General features: G+C 71.8%; 15 protein-coding genes and 2 pseudogenes. 8 read left to right on the top strand and 9 right to left on the bottom strand.

The features are described 5' to 3' along the window. Positions 1–213 precede the first annotated feature (213 nt). On the bottom strand, positions 214–591 hold the full coding sequence (locus NQU54_RS39035) for a DUF4186 domain-containing protein (protein WP_257635136.1): 378 nt from the start codon (positions 589–591) through the stop codon (positions 214–216). Between the two features lie 115 nt (positions 592–706). Here NQU54_RS39035 and NQU54_RS39030 point away from each other — a divergent pair, with 115 nt between their 5' ends. Next, complete coding sequence (locus NQU54_RS39030; protein WP_257635135.1) at positions 707–1453, top strand: class I SAM-dependent methyltransferase; 747 nt, start codon at positions 707–709, stop codon at positions 1451–1453. Between the two features lie 180 nt (positions 1454–1633). Then, on the top strand, positions 1634–2323 hold the full coding sequence (locus tag NQU54_RS39025; RefSeq protein ID WP_257635134.1) for a siderophore-interacting protein: 690 nt from the start codon (positions 1634–1636) through the stop codon (positions 2321–2323). Between the two features lie 122 nt (positions 2324–2445). Here NQU54_RS39025 and NQU54_RS39020 read toward each other — a convergent pair whose 3' ends face one another. Next, positions 2446–3075: an NADPH-dependent FMN reductase gene (locus NQU54_RS39020; protein WP_232564295.1), complete on the bottom strand. Its 630-nt coding sequence runs from the start codon at positions 3073–3075 to the stop codon at positions 2446–2448. Positions 3076–3217: 142 nt separating this feature from the next. On the opposite strand from NQU54_RS39020, the gene NQU54_RS39015 reads away from it, so the two are divergent. Continuing rightward, positions 3218–4087 (top strand): helix-turn-helix domain-containing protein, encoded by an 870-nt coding sequence (locus tag NQU54_RS39015; protein ID WP_257635133.1) that lies wholly within the window; start codon positions 3218–3220, stop codon positions 4085–4087. 143 nt (positions 4088–4230) lie between these two features. Here the strand turns inward: NQU54_RS39015 and NQU54_RS39010 are convergent, their stop codons facing one another. Next, on the bottom strand, positions 4231–4656 hold the full coding sequence (locus NQU54_RS39010; protein WP_257635132.1) for a RidA family protein: 426 nt from the start codon (positions 4654–4656) through the stop codon (positions 4231–4233). An 85-nt stretch (positions 4657–4741) separates the two neighbouring features. Beyond that, positions 4742–5416 carry an HD domain-containing protein gene (locus tag NQU54_RS39005; protein ID WP_257635131.1) on the bottom strand — a complete coding sequence of 225 codons (675 nt, stop codon included), beginning with the start codon at positions 5414–5416 and terminating at the stop codon, positions 4742–4744. A gap of 71 nt (positions 5417–5487) precedes the next feature. On the opposite strand from NQU54_RS39005, the gene NQU54_RS39000 reads away from it, so the two are divergent. Further along, a complete protein-coding gene (locus NQU54_RS39000) occupies positions 5488–6417 on the top strand; it encodes a GlxA family transcriptional regulator (protein ID WP_257635130.1) in 930 nt (309 codons plus the stop codon). Positions 6418–6517: 100 nt separating this feature from the next. Here NQU54_RS39000 and NQU54_RS38995 read toward each other — a convergent pair whose 3' ends face one another. The 3 genes from NQU54_RS38995 to NQU54_RS38985 all read right to left on the bottom strand — a co-directional run bounded on the left by NQU54_RS38995 (position 6518) and on the right by NQU54_RS38985 (position 8406). After that, entirely contained in the window at positions 6518–7171 is a 654-nt protein-coding gene (locus NQU54_RS38995; protein ID WP_257635129.1) for a DNA alkylation repair protein, read from the bottom strand. Positions 7172–7352: 181 nt separating this feature from the next. Further along, positions 7353–7532, bottom strand: a complete 180-nt coding sequence (locus NQU54_RS38990; RefSeq protein ID WP_257635128.1) for a MerR family transcriptional regulator — start codon at positions 7530–7532, stop codon at positions 7353–7355. 313 nt (positions 7533–7845) lie between these two features. Continuing rightward, positions 7846–8406, bottom strand: coding sequence for a GNAT family N-acetyltransferase (locus NQU54_RS38985; protein WP_257635127.1), 561 nt, complete (start codon positions 8404–8406; stop codon positions 7846–7848). A 117-nt stretch (positions 8407–8523) separates the two neighbouring features. On the opposite strand from NQU54_RS38985, the gene NQU54_RS38980 reads away from it, so the two are divergent. From NQU54_RS38980 to lplAB, 3 genes are all read left to right on the top strand, one after another. After that, a complete protein-coding gene (locus NQU54_RS38980; RefSeq protein WP_257635126.1) occupies positions 8524–9087 on the top strand; it encodes a TetR/AcrR family transcriptional regulator in 564 nt (187 codons plus the stop codon). 334 nt (positions 9088–9421) lie between these two features. After that, complete coding sequence (locus NQU54_RS38975; protein WP_257635125.1) at positions 9422–9886, top strand: hypothetical protein; 465 nt, start codon at positions 9422–9424, stop codon at positions 9884–9886. A gap of 142 nt (positions 9887–10028) precedes the next feature. Then, positions 10029–11084 carry a lipoate-protein ligase LplAB gene (lplAB, locus tag NQU54_RS38970; protein WP_257635124.1) on the top strand — a complete coding sequence of 352 codons (1056 nt, stop codon included), beginning with the start codon at positions 10029–10031 and terminating at the stop codon, positions 11082–11084. An 80-nt stretch (positions 11085–11164) separates the two neighbouring features. Here lplAB and NQU54_RS38965 read toward each other — a convergent pair whose 3' ends face one another. Next, complete coding sequence (locus NQU54_RS38965; protein WP_069867650.1) at positions 11165–11602, bottom strand: TIGR03618 family F420-dependent PPOX class oxidoreductase; 438 nt, start codon at positions 11600–11602, stop codon at positions 11165–11167. 342 nt (positions 11603–11944) lie between these two features. On the opposite strand from NQU54_RS38965, the pseudogene NQU54_RS38960 reads away from it, so the two are divergent. Beyond that, positions 11945–12694: pseudogene (locus NQU54_RS38960) on the top strand (sensor histidine kinase); the annotation flags it as partial. Between the two features lie 29 nt (positions 12695–12723). On the opposite strand, the pseudogene NQU54_RS50600 reads toward NQU54_RS38960, so the two are convergent. Beyond that, positions 12724–14231, bottom strand: a pseudogene (locus tag NQU54_RS50600) (AAA family ATPase); the annotation flags it as partial. Positions 14232–14243 lie beyond the last annotated feature (12 nt).

The raw sequence follows: 14243 nt of genomic DNA, 5'->3' as shown, positions 1-14243 counted from the left end.
TCCGTCTGTTGTCCCAGGAGCGCGCGACCGCATCTATACGCGGAATGTATACGTCGAACGTATACATCGCAGGTATGCGCCCCATGTATACACGCCGCGTATAGGCGCCGGGAAACCGGGCCCATCAGGAGCACACTGCTGCGCGTCCGTTGTGGATCAAGACGCCATCGGGCCCGTTGAGGTTTATCGCGCGGCTCCGGGAGTGGCAAAAACTTATGGACCCGGTCGCGCGCCGTCCGCCACCTCGCGTTCGATCCAACGGCAGATCACATCCACCGCATAGGTCCGCTCCGCGCGGGTCAGCTCCCGCCCCTTGGGGATCTGGTGCCAGCGCTCGACGCAGGTACGGCAGCAGGTGGCAGTGGCATGCTGGGCGACGAAGACGGGGTGGCCGCGGTAAGGCGTCTGCTTGCCGTCTTTTCGGGGCTCGGCGGGAGCCAGCCGCTTGGCGATCACGTCGTACGCGTACCAGCGCATCGTCGACGGACCGCTCAGCTCGGCCGTGGCCAGGTCACGACCGCGCAGATGGAACTTCGCGCGGAACGGGTGGCGCGCGATGGCGGCCAGCCGCTGGTCGAGCGAGTCGGACATCAAAAGCTCCCGGAGACGGCAGAAGCCCCCTTCGATCCTATGACGACGGGCCCGCGCCACCATTGGCCGGTGCCCGGCCTTGCGGGCCGGTGGGACCAGAGGCACCGTGACGGCCATGGTGGACACGCAGTTCTCCGATCGCCGGCTGGCCGCGCTCTACGACCTGTTCTGCCCCTGGGACGAGCGCGGCGACTTCGCGTTCTACCTGCCCCTGGTGATGTCCGCCCGCTCCGTCCTGGACGTGGGGTGCGGAACGGGCGCGCTGTTGCGCAGGGCGTGGGAGGACGGGCACACGGGGCGGCTGTGCGGACTGGACCCCGGGGCGGGGATGCTGGAGGTGGCGCGGGAGTGCCCGGATGTGGAGTGGGTGCTCGGTGACCTGCTCTCGGCGCCGGGGTGGGACCGTGAGTTCCAGCTGGTGGTGATGACCGGCCACGCCTTCCAGGGGCTTCTCGGCGACGATGAGTTGCGCGGTGCGCTGGCCGCGGTCGCCACGGCGCTGACCGACGACGGCCGCTTCGTGTTCGAGACCCGCAATCCGCTGGTGCGGGAGTGGGAGGACTGGAACACGCGGTACTCGGGCGAGGTGGTGGACTCCGCGGGGACCGTGGTGCGCTGCGTGTGCGAGGTGGAGACGCCGGTGCGCGGCGATCTCGTCTCCGCCACGCACACCTACACCGGCGGGGGCTGGGAGCGGCCCCTGCTGAGCCGCAGCACGCTGCGGTTTCTCGGCCCGGACGCGCTGGCGGAGCTCCTGGACGAGGCGGGGCTGGTCGTGGCCGAGCAGTTCGGGGACTGGGACCGCGGGCCGCTGACGGACACCAGCCCGGAGATCATCACCGTCGCCCGCCGCCCCCGCTGACCCGGCGCCCGGCCGTCAGTGCTGGTCGCCGCAGCGGTGACGGTGATCGTCATGGGCTACCACAACCCCGCAAAGTCGCGAACTATCGCATCCGCCCAGGAACGCGTACTATCGCGTTCGGGTTGATCGAGACCGCCCAACTCCCCCCGCACGCCTTTGAGTTCCCCGAGGAGCACTCCCATGCCCACACTGCTGGACCCGGTCCTGGACCTGCTGATGCTCCGTGGCACCGTCACCGAGGCCGAACCGATCACCGCCCGTATGCGCCGACTGCGCATCGAGGGCGACACCCTCGCCGGGCTCGCCGTCCGCCCCGGGCAGCAGGTGCGCGTCCTGGTCGGCTCCGGACTGACCCGTCGCACGTACTCCGTATGGCGCTACGACCCCTCCGGTGCCGTCGAGTTGTGCGTGCTGGACCACGCCGGAGCGGGACCGGGAGCACAGTGGGGCAGGAGCGTCGAGGTCGGCGAGCGGGTGCGCCTGGGCAAGCCCGAGGGGTCGTTCACACTCCGGCCCGAGGCCGCGCACCACGTCTTCGTCGGGGAGGAGACGGCATCCGTCGCCTTCGGCGCGATGCTGACCGCACTGCCGACCGGGGCGCGCGTCTCCGGCTGCGTGGAGACGGAGACGGCCGCGGACCGGCTGCCCCTGCCCCACTCGGACCGCCTCGACTGGCTGACCAGGGGCGCAACTTCACTCCCGGACGCGATACGACGCCTCGCCCCCGAGCCGGGCGGGATCGCCTACGTGGCCGGGGAAGCCCGTACCGTGCAGCAGGTGCGGCAGGTGCTCGTCCGGGAGGCGGGCTGGGACCGTCGCGCGGTGCTCACCAAGCCGTTCTGGGCGCCGGGAAAGCGGGGACTGGAGTAGGTCGGCCAGGTCCCGCGCCCACCGCACACCCGCCGGGCGGAAGGAGCCGTCTCCGCCGACGATCCCGGGGGCCGGCCCGCGGCACCTCGGCCGCCCGGCGCTGCGAAGCCTGCCGCGGCGGCTCAGGCGGCCTCGGCCCGGGCGCGGCGCGCCTCGTGGAGGAGTTCCCCCCACCACAGCAACTCGTCGAGCATCGCCTTCGCGGCGCCGTTCGGGCCCTCCGGGTCCCGTAGCCGGCCCTCCGGGCCGAAGAGCTCGTAGTAGCGGGGGAACGTCACGGCGTTGCGCACCGTATGCGCCTGGAGCTCGGCGAAGACCTGGCGGAGCTGCTCGATGGCGAGCAGGCCGCCGCTGGCTCCGCTGTAGCCGACGAAGCCGATCGGCTTGGCCTCCCACTCCGTGTAGTGCCAGTCGATCGCGGCCTTCAGGGAGGCGGGGAAGCTGCGGTTGTAGTCGGGCGTCACCACGACCACCGCGTCGGCCTCCTCGAGCCGCCGGGTGAGGCCCGCCATCCCGGCGGGACGGGCCATACGGGGTTCGAGGGCGGGTGGCACCGCCGGGAGGGCCAGTGGCAGGGGCGTGTCGGCGAGATCGACGAGGTTCACCGTGAAGCGGCCGTACTCCTCGGCCCGCTCCGCGAACCACTTGGCGACCACCGGGCCGAAGCGGCCCTCCCGGACGCTGCCGATGACCACGGCGAGGTTGAGGGGTTCACCGTTCCGGGGCTGACCGTTCATGGGCTCAGTGGGCATGGTGGTTCGGCACCTCTCCTTGTGCTGGGGTCCGTTGGATCGCCTTCGAATCTGCCGTGGTTGCCGGGTGCCAGGAAGGCCGGGCCGAGGCTGGTAGTGGCAGGGCCACGATCCGGACGGGCGCGGCTGTTACGTTCACGGGGTGAGCGACAACGAGCTGGGTCTCTTCCTGCGCAGCCGCCGCGAGGCCGTCGCCCCCGCCGACGTGGGCCTGCCCACCGGGCCGCGCCGCCGCACGCCGGGGCTTCGCCGGGCCGAGCTGGCCACGCTCGCCGGGGTCAGCGTGGAGTATGTGACCCGGCTGGAGCAGGGGCGCGACCGCAGGCCGTCCGCGCCCGTGCTCTCCGCCCTCGCCGACGCGCTGGGGCTGACCGCGAGCGAGCGGGTCCATCTGCACCGGCTCTCCAAGGGGGCCGAGGGCGGGTTCACCTGCCGGGGCGGGGCGGTGCCCGGTCGCGCGGTGCGGCCCACCGTGCGGGCGCTGCTGGACCGTCTCGAGCCCGCCCCGGCCGTTCTGCTCAACGGGCTGGGCGAGCTCCTGGTCTGGACGGAGGCGTACGAGCGACTCACCAGGCCGCTGGGGCTCCTCGACGCGCACGGGGCGGACGAGGGGCCGCCCAGCCTCGTCCGCTTCATCTTCACCGACGCGCGGGCACGCACCGCCTACCCCGACTGGGACCGGGTCGCCGATGACCAGGTGGCCGCGCTCAAGCAGGGGCCGTTCCGCGCGGACCCCCATATCGCGGCGGTCGCCGACGAGCTGACCGTGACCGCCGGCCCGGACTTCACCGAGCGGGTGACGACCCTGCCCGGTCTGCCGAGGGCGAACGGCGTCCTGCGTCTCATCCACCCCGAGGAGGGGGCACTCCGCCTGGCGTACGAGACGCTGGAGCTGCCCGCCGACGACGATCAGCGCCTGGTGGTGCACATCCCCGCCGACGACGCCTCCGCCGCCGCGCTGGACCGGCTGACGGGCCGCCGCTCCGGGGCGCTGCGCGCGGTGTCCGGCTGAGACCGCCGGGGCCCGCGCACTCTTCGAGATCGGCTCGCTCGGCGTGCCCCGGGGAGCAGCGGCTCGGGGGCGCGGCCACGGTCAGTCAACAGCGAACCACCACTCCTGGGCTTGGGGCCGACCCCGAGCCCAGGAGCTGTGGTCTATCGGGATGCGTCGCCGGGGTAGGCGGCGGTCGCACGGATCTCGACGAGGAGTCCCGGGCTGGCGAGGCCGCTCACCCCGATGATCGTCCAGGTCGGGTAGGGCGCTTGGACGAGGCGCTGTTTGGCCTCGACGAAGCCGGGCAGGTGCTGGCGGATGTCGACGTGGTAGCTGGTGACGTCGACGAGGGCGGACAGGTCGAGGTTCTCGAGCCGAAGGATCTCCTCGATCTTCCGGATGGCGATCTCGGTCTGCTCCTCGATGGTGTCCGGGATGGTTCCGTCGGCGCGGCGCCCGATCGTTCCGGCGATGAACAGGAGGCCGTGCGCGCGGACCGCGGCGGAATAGCCGAAGCTCGCGAAGGCGCTGGTGGTTTGCCCGAAGACTGCGTTGTCCTCGGGGATCTCGACGGTGTGGACGGTCATTGCGGTGCTTCCCATTTCTTTGTTGAGGGGGTTCTTTGTTGGGGGGTCGTGCTTCCTTGTCGAGGGGGTCGTGGAGCCCGTGGGGTCAGTTGCCCCAGCGGGACGAACGGCAGGCGTGCTCCAGCCGGGTCCGGCCGAAGGTCTCGCGTTCACGGAGGAATTCACCGGGAAGCGCGTACCGGGGTGCGTTCTTCGGGCTTTTCGCGGCTTGCGCGACGATCGCGTCGGTGAGTGAGCGGATCATTTCCAGCCGTGGGTAGGCGGCGTGGACGGCATCGGCCTGCTCGTCGGTGACGGCTTCGACGTGGTTGGCTCCGAGCGCGCCGCCGAAGTCGAGCGCGACGCCTTCGCGGACGAGCACGCACAGCGTGCCGCGGCGTTCCGCGATGCCCGGGGAGGTGTGCAAGGCGATGGCCTGCCAGACCTCGTCGGCGGCCGCCGCGGGCACTCCGCGGTCGACGAGGAATGCGGCTGCCCGGTCGGCGCCTTCTACCTCGAACCGCTGACTGTGCGGGCCGTCCGATGCCACGCCCAGGTCGTGCATCGCGCACGCGGCGAAAAGCAGGTCGTCGTGGTAGTCGTGGCCGACGACCAAGCCGAGCCGGTCGGCCACCAGCCGGGCGAACAGGTAGCTGCGGACGCTGTGGTTGAACACGGACGGCGTTTCCACCGGTCGGATGAGGTTCATGACGGCGTCGGCAAGCGGAGTGCCGGGCAGTGTGATCAGGTCGGCGGTCGCCTCGCGAGTAGGTCCGGTCATGTTTTGAGTCTGGCCGCGACCGCCCTGACCAGGCGAGAGGCAAAATTTCCTCGCTTCGATAGAATCTTGCCATGGTGCATCGAGTAGCGGTACTGGCGCTGGACGGGGTCACCCCGCTCGACCTGGCGATCCCGACACAGATCTTCACTGCCCGGCCGGAGACTCCGTATGAGATGACCCTGTGTGCGCTCGACTCGCAGGTGGCCACCACCGCGGGCTTCGCCCTGGTCGCCGCTGGGGGCCTGGAGCAGGTGCGCGCCGCCGACACGGTGATCGTGCCGGGATACGAGCCGCTCCTCCGGCCGCCGGAGGCCGCGCTCGGCGTGCTGGCGGAGGCCCGTGATCAAGGCCGGCGGGTGGTGTCGATCTGCACGGGCACCTTCGCGCTGGCCGCGGCGGGCGTGCTGGACGGGCTGCACGCCACGACCCACTGGAAGCACATCGATGCCCTCGAGCGGGACTTCCCCGCCGTCAAGGTCGACCGCGACGTGCTCTACGTCGACGAGGGGGACGTGCTCACGTCGGCCGGAGTGTGCTGCGGCATCGATCTGTGTCTGCACCTCGTCCGCCGCGACCTGGGGGCGGTGGTGGCCAACCAGATCGCTCGCGGCCTGGTGGCCGCCCCGCACCGCGACGGCGGGCAGGCCCAGTACGTACCGGCTCCGGTCGCGGCGGCCGGTGAGGCGTCGCTCTCCGATACCCGGGGATGGGCCCTGCTCCGGCTCGACGAACCGCTCACGCTGCGCGTGCTCGCCCGGCACGCGGGCGTCTCGCAGCGGACCTTCATGCGCCGCTTCACCGAGGAAACGGGCACGACCCCGTTGCAGTGGTTGCTCAACGCCCGTCTCGGCAAGGCGCGGGAACTGCTGGAGACCACGGACCACTCGGTGGATCGGGTGGCGCGGGACTGCGGGCTGGGCACACCCGCCAACCTGCGGCTGCACTTCCGGCGCGCACTGGGCACCACCCCCACCGCCTACCGGCGCACCTTCACGCGATGACGGCGACCGGAACATCCACGCTTGTGTCCCACCGTGTAGAGCGTGTGCTCACCGCGCACATGCCGACGTCTCGGGCGCCACGCGCGGAAACGGCTGTCTATCAAGCCATCGTCTTATCGTGCTGCCGTCGCACCATCTCGGTGATCCAGATGGGCGCGAACGGAGATGTGCAGCCCGGGGGAGTCGGGTAGTCCTTGAGCACCTCCAGGCGCTCACCGATGTCGATCGCGCGGGCGCGGTGCTCGGCGTGCTCGATCCCGATCTGAGCCAGGCAGTGGTTCATCGCCCACTGGAGGCGGTCCGGGGCGTCTTTCATCTCCGCCTCGATGAGGTCGAGCAGTCCCGCGAGGTCGAGACCCTCGGGTTTCTTCGTCACGCGTTCGGCGGTCAGCGCCCAGCCGGCGCTCGCGACCGCTGGATCCGGATCGGCTGACCAGGCCAGACGCAGCTCTTCGGAGTGCGGGTTCTTCTTCACCACGTAGTTCACGAGCCAGTCATGCGCCTTGGGTGTGCGCGCCTCGCGCAGCATGACGTCCAACTCGTCACGCTCGAACGCCTTCGGGCGGCAGATCAGGATCGCCAGCAGCCTCGCCGCGGTGTCATCCGTCTCCCAAAGCCGGCACGCGAGTTCCTGCTGTGTCTTCAGCCGCTTCGCGAGCGCGCGCAGCTTGCTGAGGTTCACACCGTGATCGTCACCGTGCTTCTCGTTGACCTCGCGTGTCTTCTGGTCCGCGAGCTCGGCCAGCTCGGCCATCGTCTCGGTCAACCTTGTCTCGGACACCTCGGCCTCCTGCCCTTCACATGCGGGATTCAGCCTACGGCGGACGTCGGCCTCCCGGCGTAGGCGCCGACCCTACGGCATGGGCATGAGCGCCTTGGTCGGTCGGCGCTTCGCCGGGGAGGCCATGGAGCCCCGCCCGGCGGCCACGGGCCGGTCAGGAGGGGGCGGCGGGCCCGGTCTGCTCCAGCCGCGAGCGCAGGGTGGCTGCGAACTCCTCGGCGCGGGCCAGCTGACGGTGCAGCTCCTCGATCTTCCGGGCGGCGGCCGTCTCCTCGTAGTGCCGGATGGTGCGCAAGGACAGCTCCGTACGCGCGGCGACCTCGCCGATCTGCATGTGCTTGCCGCAAGCTCACCGGCGAACTCACCGCTGGCCACTGCCCCCTCCTCCGCCCTCAGCCACGGGTTCTGCCGGTGACGAGGCCGGGGCCGACGTGGCGGGCGGCGACGGCGGTGAGCGTCGGGGGCGGTGAGCGTCGGGGCGGGCCGGTCCGGCGGGCGAGTTTATGGGACCCGGTACGGTGCCCAGCCGTTTCCCGGCCGTCCGGCCGTGAGCTACACCGCCAGTCGGCCGTTCGGCCATCAGCTACACCGCATTCGCCATCCGCACGCCGCCGCTGCTGCTGCTCCGCCACCGGTCGGCGCGCCGCTCAGGACGGCGTTTCGCCTGCCCGCCACTCCGGTGCGAGTACCGCCCAGATCTCCATGTCGTACCGGCTGCCACGGTGCACATAGCTCTGCCGCAGTACGGCCTCCCTCTTCATCCCCAGCCGCCGGGCCACGGCGATGCTGGCCTCGTTCTCCGCTTTCGCCCACCACTCCACGCGGTGGATGCCCCGCTCCACCACGGCCCAGTCGATGATCACGCGCGCGGCCCGGGTCACCAGCCCCTTGCCCACCGCCGACGGCTCCAGCCAGCAACCCGCCTCCGCGGTGCCCTGGTTGACGTCCATCGTACGGAAGAGGACTCCGCCGACCAGCTTGCCGTCCGTCCAGATGCCGTAGATCCGCCCGGCGTCGGCCGCCGCCTTGTCCGCGTACCCCTGGAGGAACTCCCGGGCCGACTCCAGGTCGGCGACGGCGTCCGCCAGCGCGATGTACCGCCCGATGAACTCCCGTCCCCGGTCCATATGGGCGAGGAACTCCTCGGCCTGCCACGGCTCCAGCGGGCGCAGCTCCGCGCCGTCCTCACCCAGGGGTATCGCGTACATCGTCACCTTCCACGGTTTCCACGGTCCGACCCAGCGCGCACTTACGCCGGGATCCTCTCACCGAGGGAGCCGTCCGCGCGTTTCCTTTTGTACCTACTAGTATGTAAGATCCTGCCCATGGACACCCGGGAACGACTCATCGCAAGCACCCGTGAACTGCTGTGGGAGCGCGGCTATGTGGGCACGAGCCCGAAGGCGATCCAGGAGCGATCCGGGGCGGGCCAGGGAAGCATGTACCACCACTTCCGCGGCAAGCCCGATCTGGCCCTCGCCGCGATCGGCCGCAGCGCCCAGGAGTTGAGGGGCAGGGCGGAGGCCGAGTTCGGCGGCCCCGGCACGGTGGTCGAGCGGATCACCGCCTATCTGCGGCGGGAACGGGACGCCCTGAAGGGCTGTCCGGTCGGCCGCCTCACCCAGGACCCCGATGTGATGGCGGACCCGGACCTGCGCCGACCGGTGGAGGAGACCTTCGCCTGGCTCACCGACCGGCTGGCCGGGCTGCTCGCGGAGGGCCGGGCGAACGGTGAGCTCGACGCCGGGCTCGACCCGGTGGCCACGGCCACCGCGCTGGTCGCGGTGTTGCAGGGCGGCTATGTGCTGGCCCGCGCCGCCGACTCGGCCGAGGTGTACACCCGGGCCATGGACGGAGCGCTCGGCCTGCTCACCGCGCACGTCCGCTGACCTTCCACCGGCCTTCCGCTGGACTTCCGTCGGCCTTCCGCCGACCGACTCGCCCGAAAGAGAGTCCCGACATGCCCTTCGTTCGCATCGACGCGCTACGGGCCCGTACGTCGATGGATAACCGAGTCGCTCTCTGGCCTATTGGCTGAGCCAATGAGCCACCACGCCACTAGGCCACCGAGCCCCCGCATGGCGAGAATCCGTTGACATCTGTCATTCCAGCCTCTGGGTGATCTTCTCTCGGCTCTCTAGCGTGAGGCGGGCACCACCCGGTCCACGCTCGAAAGGAGACACCGGTGCCTGCCACATCCGACAGGCGGCCGGACGCCACCCGATGACCAAGATCCTGCTCTCCCTGCACGTCCTGGCCGCCATCGTCGCGATCGGCCCCGTCACCGTAGCGGCCAGTATGTTCCCGCCCGCGGCGCGCAAAGCACACGCCCCCGCCGAGGGCGAGGCGGACCTGGGCACGGTCCGGCTGCTGCACCGCATCTGCCGCATCTACGCCAAGATGGGCCTGGCCGTGCCCGTCTTCGGCTTCGCCACTGCCGCCGCGATGGGCGTTCTCAGCAGCGGCTGGCTCACCGCCTCCATCGCCCTGACAGCCGCGGCCGCGGGCATCCTGGTGGCTTTCGTCCTGCCCCGCCAGGACGAACTCATCCACACTCTCGGTACGCACAAGGTCCTGGAGCGGTCCGACACCGTCCAACTGGCCATGTTCACGGGCGTGTTCAATCTGCTGTGGGCCACGGTCACCATTCTCATGATCGTCCGCCCGGGCTCGACCACAGGGGCCTGACCCCGCCACGCCACGGGAGCCGACCCGACCGACCACGACCGACTCCGACCGAGCGTGGCCAGCCGCGGCCCGTCGCGGCCCGTCGCGGCGCGGGATAATGATCGGGAGTGCCGGGGCCAGGAATCAGAAGGCGGTGCGGTGAATGCACGGTGAGTACAAGGTGCCGGGCGGCAAGCTGGTCGTCGTGGACCTGGATGTCCACGACGGCACGCTGCGCGAGGTACGGGTCGCGGGCGACTTCTTCCTGGAACCGGACGAGGCGCTGCACACCATCGACCGGGCCCTGGAGGGCGCCCCCGCCGACGCGGACGCGCAGGCGCTGGCCGCGCGCATCGAGGCGGCGCTGCCCACCGGCACCGTGATGTTCGGCTTCTCCGCCGAGGCCGTGGGCATCGCGGTGCGGCGGGCGCTGGCCCATGCCACCGACTGGACGGACTACGACTGGCAGCTGATCCACGAGGGGCCGCAGGACCCGGCGCTGCACATGGCCCTGGACGAGGTACTGACCGACGAGGTCGCGGCCGGGCGGCGGCCGCCCACGCTGCGGGTGTGGGAGTGGGACCGTCCGGCCGTCATCATCGGCAGCTTCCAGTCGCTGCGCAACGAGGTCGACCCGGCGGGCGCCGAGCGGCACGGAGTGACCGTCGTCCGGCGGATCAGCGGCGGCGGGGCGATGTTCGTCGAACCGGGCAACACCATCACGTACTCGCTGTACGTACCCGACTCGCTCGTCTCCGGCCTCTCCTTCGCCGACAGCTACGCCTATCTGGACGACTGGGTGCTGGGCGCGCTGGGCGAGATGGGGGTCAAGGCGTGGTACCAGCCGCTGAACGACATCGCGACGGAGGCCGGGAAGGTCGGCGGGGCCGCGCAGAAGCGGATCGCGGCGCACGGCGGCGCAGTACTGCACCACGTGACCATGTCGTACGACATCGACGCCGCCAAGATGCTCGAGGTGCTGCGCATCGGGCGGGAGAAGCTGTCCGGCAAGGGCATCGCCAGCGCCGACAAGCGGGTGGACCCGCTGCGTCGCCAGACCGGGCTGCCGCGCCACGCCGTCATCGAGCGCATGGTGGCCTCGTTCCGCGGCCGGTACGGGCTCACGGACGGCAAGGTGACGGACGAGGAGTCGACGGCGGCGCGGCGGCTGGCGGCGGAGAAGTTCGGTTCACCGGAGTGGACATCTCGGGTGCCGTGAGCCGCGCCGTGGCGAGGTATCGCCCCGTCCGGGGTCGCGGCACGTTTCCGCTGAGATGGTGGCGGGGGCGTGCCCTGGGGTCAGTTGCTGTAGACCCGCTCGGGGTGGACGAAGACCGCGGCACGGCCCTGCTCGACCATCACACGGTCGTAGGCGGCCCAGTCGTCATGAGTGCCGCCCGCGGCGGTGAAGATCTCGCGCAGCAGCAGACGCAGACGCTCCTGGTCGACCCCGGGGAACGGGTCGTCGGGCCCAGCGATCTCGGTGCGGCCCTCGACGGCGGCCCAGTTCCATCCGGCGCGGAAGACCACGGTGGCGCGCGGCCGTGCCCGTAGATGGGCGAGTTTGGCGCGGCCGTAGGTGACGAAGGCGACCACCGGCTCACCGGACACCGGATGGCCGACGATCCCGGCGTTGACCACTGATGCCTGGACCGAGCTGTCGGCGCGCGTCGTCGACACGACCGCCAAGTGGTGGTCGGCCGCGGCGATGCGGTCCACTTCCTGAAGATCCGTCATCGAGTGCCTTTCTGGGCGGACCGGTCCCCCCACCATGGCATCCCCGGGGCGTGGGCGCACCCTGCTCGCGTCCATGCCGGTCAATCCCGGGTCGGGGGTGGGGTGTAGCGGGCTCCACCGTCGAAGGGGCGGCCCGCTCTCCCGCGCCTGCCCGGACGGTCTTCTAGCCTCGTCGGCATGGGTAGGACGATGCGCCACTCGGCGCGGGCCACTGCCGTGCTGACGTCGGCGCTCGCCTTGGCTCTCGGCGCGTATCTGCGCCACCGGCGGCCCGGCCCGATGGACACGGCCGTGTACATGGACAGGGGCACAGCCACGGCCACGGATATGGACACGGACACCGCGCGGCTGGCCGAGCGGGTGGCGGAGCTGGCGGAGACCCGGGCGGGTGCCGTCGCGGCACACGGCGCCGAACTCCGCCGTATCGAGCGGGAGTTGCACGACGGCACCCAGGCCCGGCTGGTCTCCCTGTCCCTGCGGATCGGGCTGGCGAAGCGGGCGTACGACCGGGATCCGACGGCCGCGCGCGGGATGCTGGACGACGCACAGGACCTGGCCGAAGAGGCGCTGACCGAGCTGCGCCACGTGGTGCGCGGCATGCACCCGCCGGTCCTCACCGACCGTGGCCTGGCCGGGGCGGTACGGGCGCTCGCCGCGAGCAGCGAGCTCGATGTCACCGTACGGGTGGACGATCTTGCGGAGGGGGTACGAGCGCCGACGGTGGTCGAGGCGGCCGCGTACTACGTCGTGGCGGAGGCGCTGGCGAACGCGGCCGGGCACAGCGGCTCCGACCGGGCCGAGGTCCGGCTGGCCCGCACGCCGAGCGGGTTGTGGGTCTCGGTGCGTGACGAGGGACGGGGGGCGGGTGGCACCGAGGCCGCCACCGGCGTGTCCGGGGCCGGGGAGACGGGTGGCTCCGACCCTGGCTCGCAGCTCGGCTCCGAGCCCGGAGCCGGCACCGGCCCCGGCCCTGGCTCCGGACTCCTCGGGATGCGCCGTCGCGTCGCCGCGCTCGATGGAACGGTGACGGTGACCAGCCCGCGTGGCGGCCCGACGGTCGTCGTGGTGGAGCTGCCCTGCCGTTGGCGATAGCCCGGGAGTCCGCGTGGCCGCCGCCGCTACGGCTGGCCGGACGCCTCGAGCAGGTCGCGCAGCTGGGAGCGGGCGGTGACACCGAGTTTGGGGAAGCTGCGGTAGAGGTGCGAGCCGACGGTGCGCGGGGAGAGGAAGAGCCGTTCGCCGATCTCACGGTTGCTCAGGCCCTGCGCGGCCAGCCGGATGATGTGCTGCTGCTGCGGGGACAGCGAGGTGAGGGCATCGGGCGTGGCGGGGGCGGATTCGACGCCGGCGGCACGCAGTTCGGCCTGGGTACGGTCGATCCAGGAGCGGGCGCCGAGGCGGCGGAAGGTCTCCAGCGCGGTGTTCAGCTGGTGGTGGGCCTCGGTGACGCGGTGGCGGCGGCGCAGCCATTCGGCGTGGTCCAGCAGGATCTGCGCCCGTTCGAAGGGCCATTGGCGCCCCTCGGGCTCGGCGAGGGCCGCGGTGAAGTGTGGCTCGGCCCCTGACGGTTCGAGCAGCGCACGGGCGCGGTGGATCAGGATGCGCATCCGGGGCGAGGGGTCCTCGGCGAGCCGGTCGGCGGTGCGCTCCACGATGGCGGCGGCCTCGGCGCCATTGCCGGTACGGACGGCCGCGGCGGCCAGTTCGGCGAGCCCGGCGTAGGAGCACGCGTAGTGGACGGGGTCGCCGTCGGCGGTGAACAGCGGCCGGAACTGCTCGTACGCGCCGACATGGTCACCGTCGGCCACCGCGGCCATGCCCAGCGCCCACCGGGCCCGGACGGCGACCGCACGGCTGCGGTGCGGATCGACGAGGGTCAACGCGGCCGAGCCCGCGGTGCGGGCCTCATCGGTCCGTCCGGCCAGTGCGAGGGCCGCGGCCTCCAGCGACCGCGCGGCGGCGTCGAGGTGCGGCAGTCCGGCACCCGCGGAGCTGGTGTTCACGGCGGCGGTACGGGCCTGCGCCCACAGCCCGTGGTCCAGGTACGCCCACCCGGCCGAGCAGCCGAGACCGATGGCAGGGGAAAGCCGGAGAACGGCGCCGTGGCCCCGCCCCGGATGCCCTCGCGTGCGTCCCGGGTTCCGGCCAGCACGGCGAGGGGCTCGTCGCCGATGCGCCGGGCGGCGAAGGCGAGCAGCTCCAGCGATCCGGCGTCGATCCACTGGAGGTCGTCGGCGACCACCAGGACGGGCGACTGCCGGGCGAGGTCCGACAACAGGGTGAGCAGCGCGACCCCGAGCAGCAGCCGGTCGGGCGGGCCACCGTGGCGGCCGTCTTCGCGCCCGGTGCCCTCGGAGCCGGTGTCGCCGCAGCCAGGATCCCCGAAGCCGGAGCCCTCGAAGCCGCCATCCCCCAGGCCGATGGCCCCCAGCAGCGCCGACCGCTGCCGCCCCGGGAGCCGGGTGGTCTCCCCCAGCACCGGCCGCAGCAGCTGGTGCAGCCCCGCGAACGTCAGGTTGGCCTCGCTCTCGGTGCCCGTCATCCGCAGCACCCGGCCCCGGTGACGATCCGCCGCGAGGCCCAGCAGGGTGCTCTTGCCCGCACCCGGTTCACCCGTGAGGACCAGCACACCGCTGGTCAG

This window comes from Streptomyces malaysiensis subsp. samsunensis (genome assembly GCF_024519315.1).
GTDB lineage: Bacteria > Actinomycetota > Actinomycetes > Streptomycetales > Streptomycetaceae > Streptomyces > Streptomyces malaysiensis.
This window is presented reverse-complemented; position numbering and strand designations above follow the sequence as displayed.

What these genes read in the sequence shown, in the direction of transcription:
- lplAB (WP_257635124.1), top strand. Translation starts at nt 10,029, where the DNA reads ATGCACGGTGAGTACAAGGTGCCGGGCGGCAAGCTGGTCGTCGTGGAC.
- NQU54_RS39030 (WP_257635135.1), top strand. Translation starts at nt 707, where the DNA reads ATGGTGGACACGCAGTTCTCCGATCGCCGGCTGGCCGCGCTCTACGAC.
- NQU54_RS39010 (WP_257635132.1), bottom strand. Translation starts at nt 4,656, where the DNA reads ATGACCGTCCACACCGTCGAGATCCCCGAGGACAACGCAGTCTTCGGG.
- NQU54_RS39020 (WP_232564295.1), bottom strand. Translation starts at nt 3,075, where the DNA reads ATGCCCACTGAGCCCATGAACGGTCAGCCCCGGAACGGTGAACCCCTC.
- NQU54_RS38995 (WP_257635129.1), bottom strand. Translation starts at nt 7,171, where the DNA reads ATGGCCGAGCTGGCCGAGCTCGCGGACCAGAAGACACGCGAGGTCAAC.
- NQU54_RS38985 (WP_257635127.1), bottom strand. Translation starts at nt 8,406, where the DNA reads ATGTACGCGATACCCCTGGGTGAGGACGGCGCGGAGCTGCGCCCGCTG.
- NQU54_RS38975 (WP_257635125.1), top strand. Translation starts at nt 9,422, where the DNA reads ATGACCAAGATCCTGCTCTCCCTGCACGTCCTGGCCGCCATCGTCGCG.
- NQU54_RS38980 (WP_257635126.1), top strand. Translation starts at nt 8,524, where the DNA reads ATGGACACCCGGGAACGACTCATCGCAAGCACCCGTGAACTGCTGTGG.
- NQU54_RS38965 (WP_069867650.1), bottom strand. Translation starts at nt 11,602, where the DNA reads ATGACGGATCTTCAGGAAGTGGACCGCATCGCCGCGGCCGACCACCAC.
- NQU54_RS39005 (WP_257635131.1), bottom strand. Translation starts at nt 5,416, where the DNA reads ATGACCGGACCTACTCGCGAGGCGACCGCCGACCTGATCACACTGCCC.
- NQU54_RS39025 (WP_257635134.1), top strand. Translation starts at nt 1,634, where the DNA reads ATGCCCACACTGCTGGACCCGGTCCTGGACCTGCTGATGCTCCGTGGC.
- NQU54_RS39000 (WP_257635130.1), top strand. Translation starts at nt 5,488, where the DNA reads ATGGTGCATCGAGTAGCGGTACTGGCGCTGGACGGGGTCACCCCGCTC.
- NQU54_RS39035 (WP_257635136.1), bottom strand. Translation starts at nt 591, where the DNA reads ATGTCCGACTCGCTCGACCAGCGGCTGGCCGCCATCGCGCGCCACCCG.
- NQU54_RS38990 (WP_257635128.1), bottom strand. Translation starts at nt 7,532, where the DNA reads ATGCAGATCGGCGAGGTCGCCGCGCGTACGGAGCTGTCCTTGCGCACC.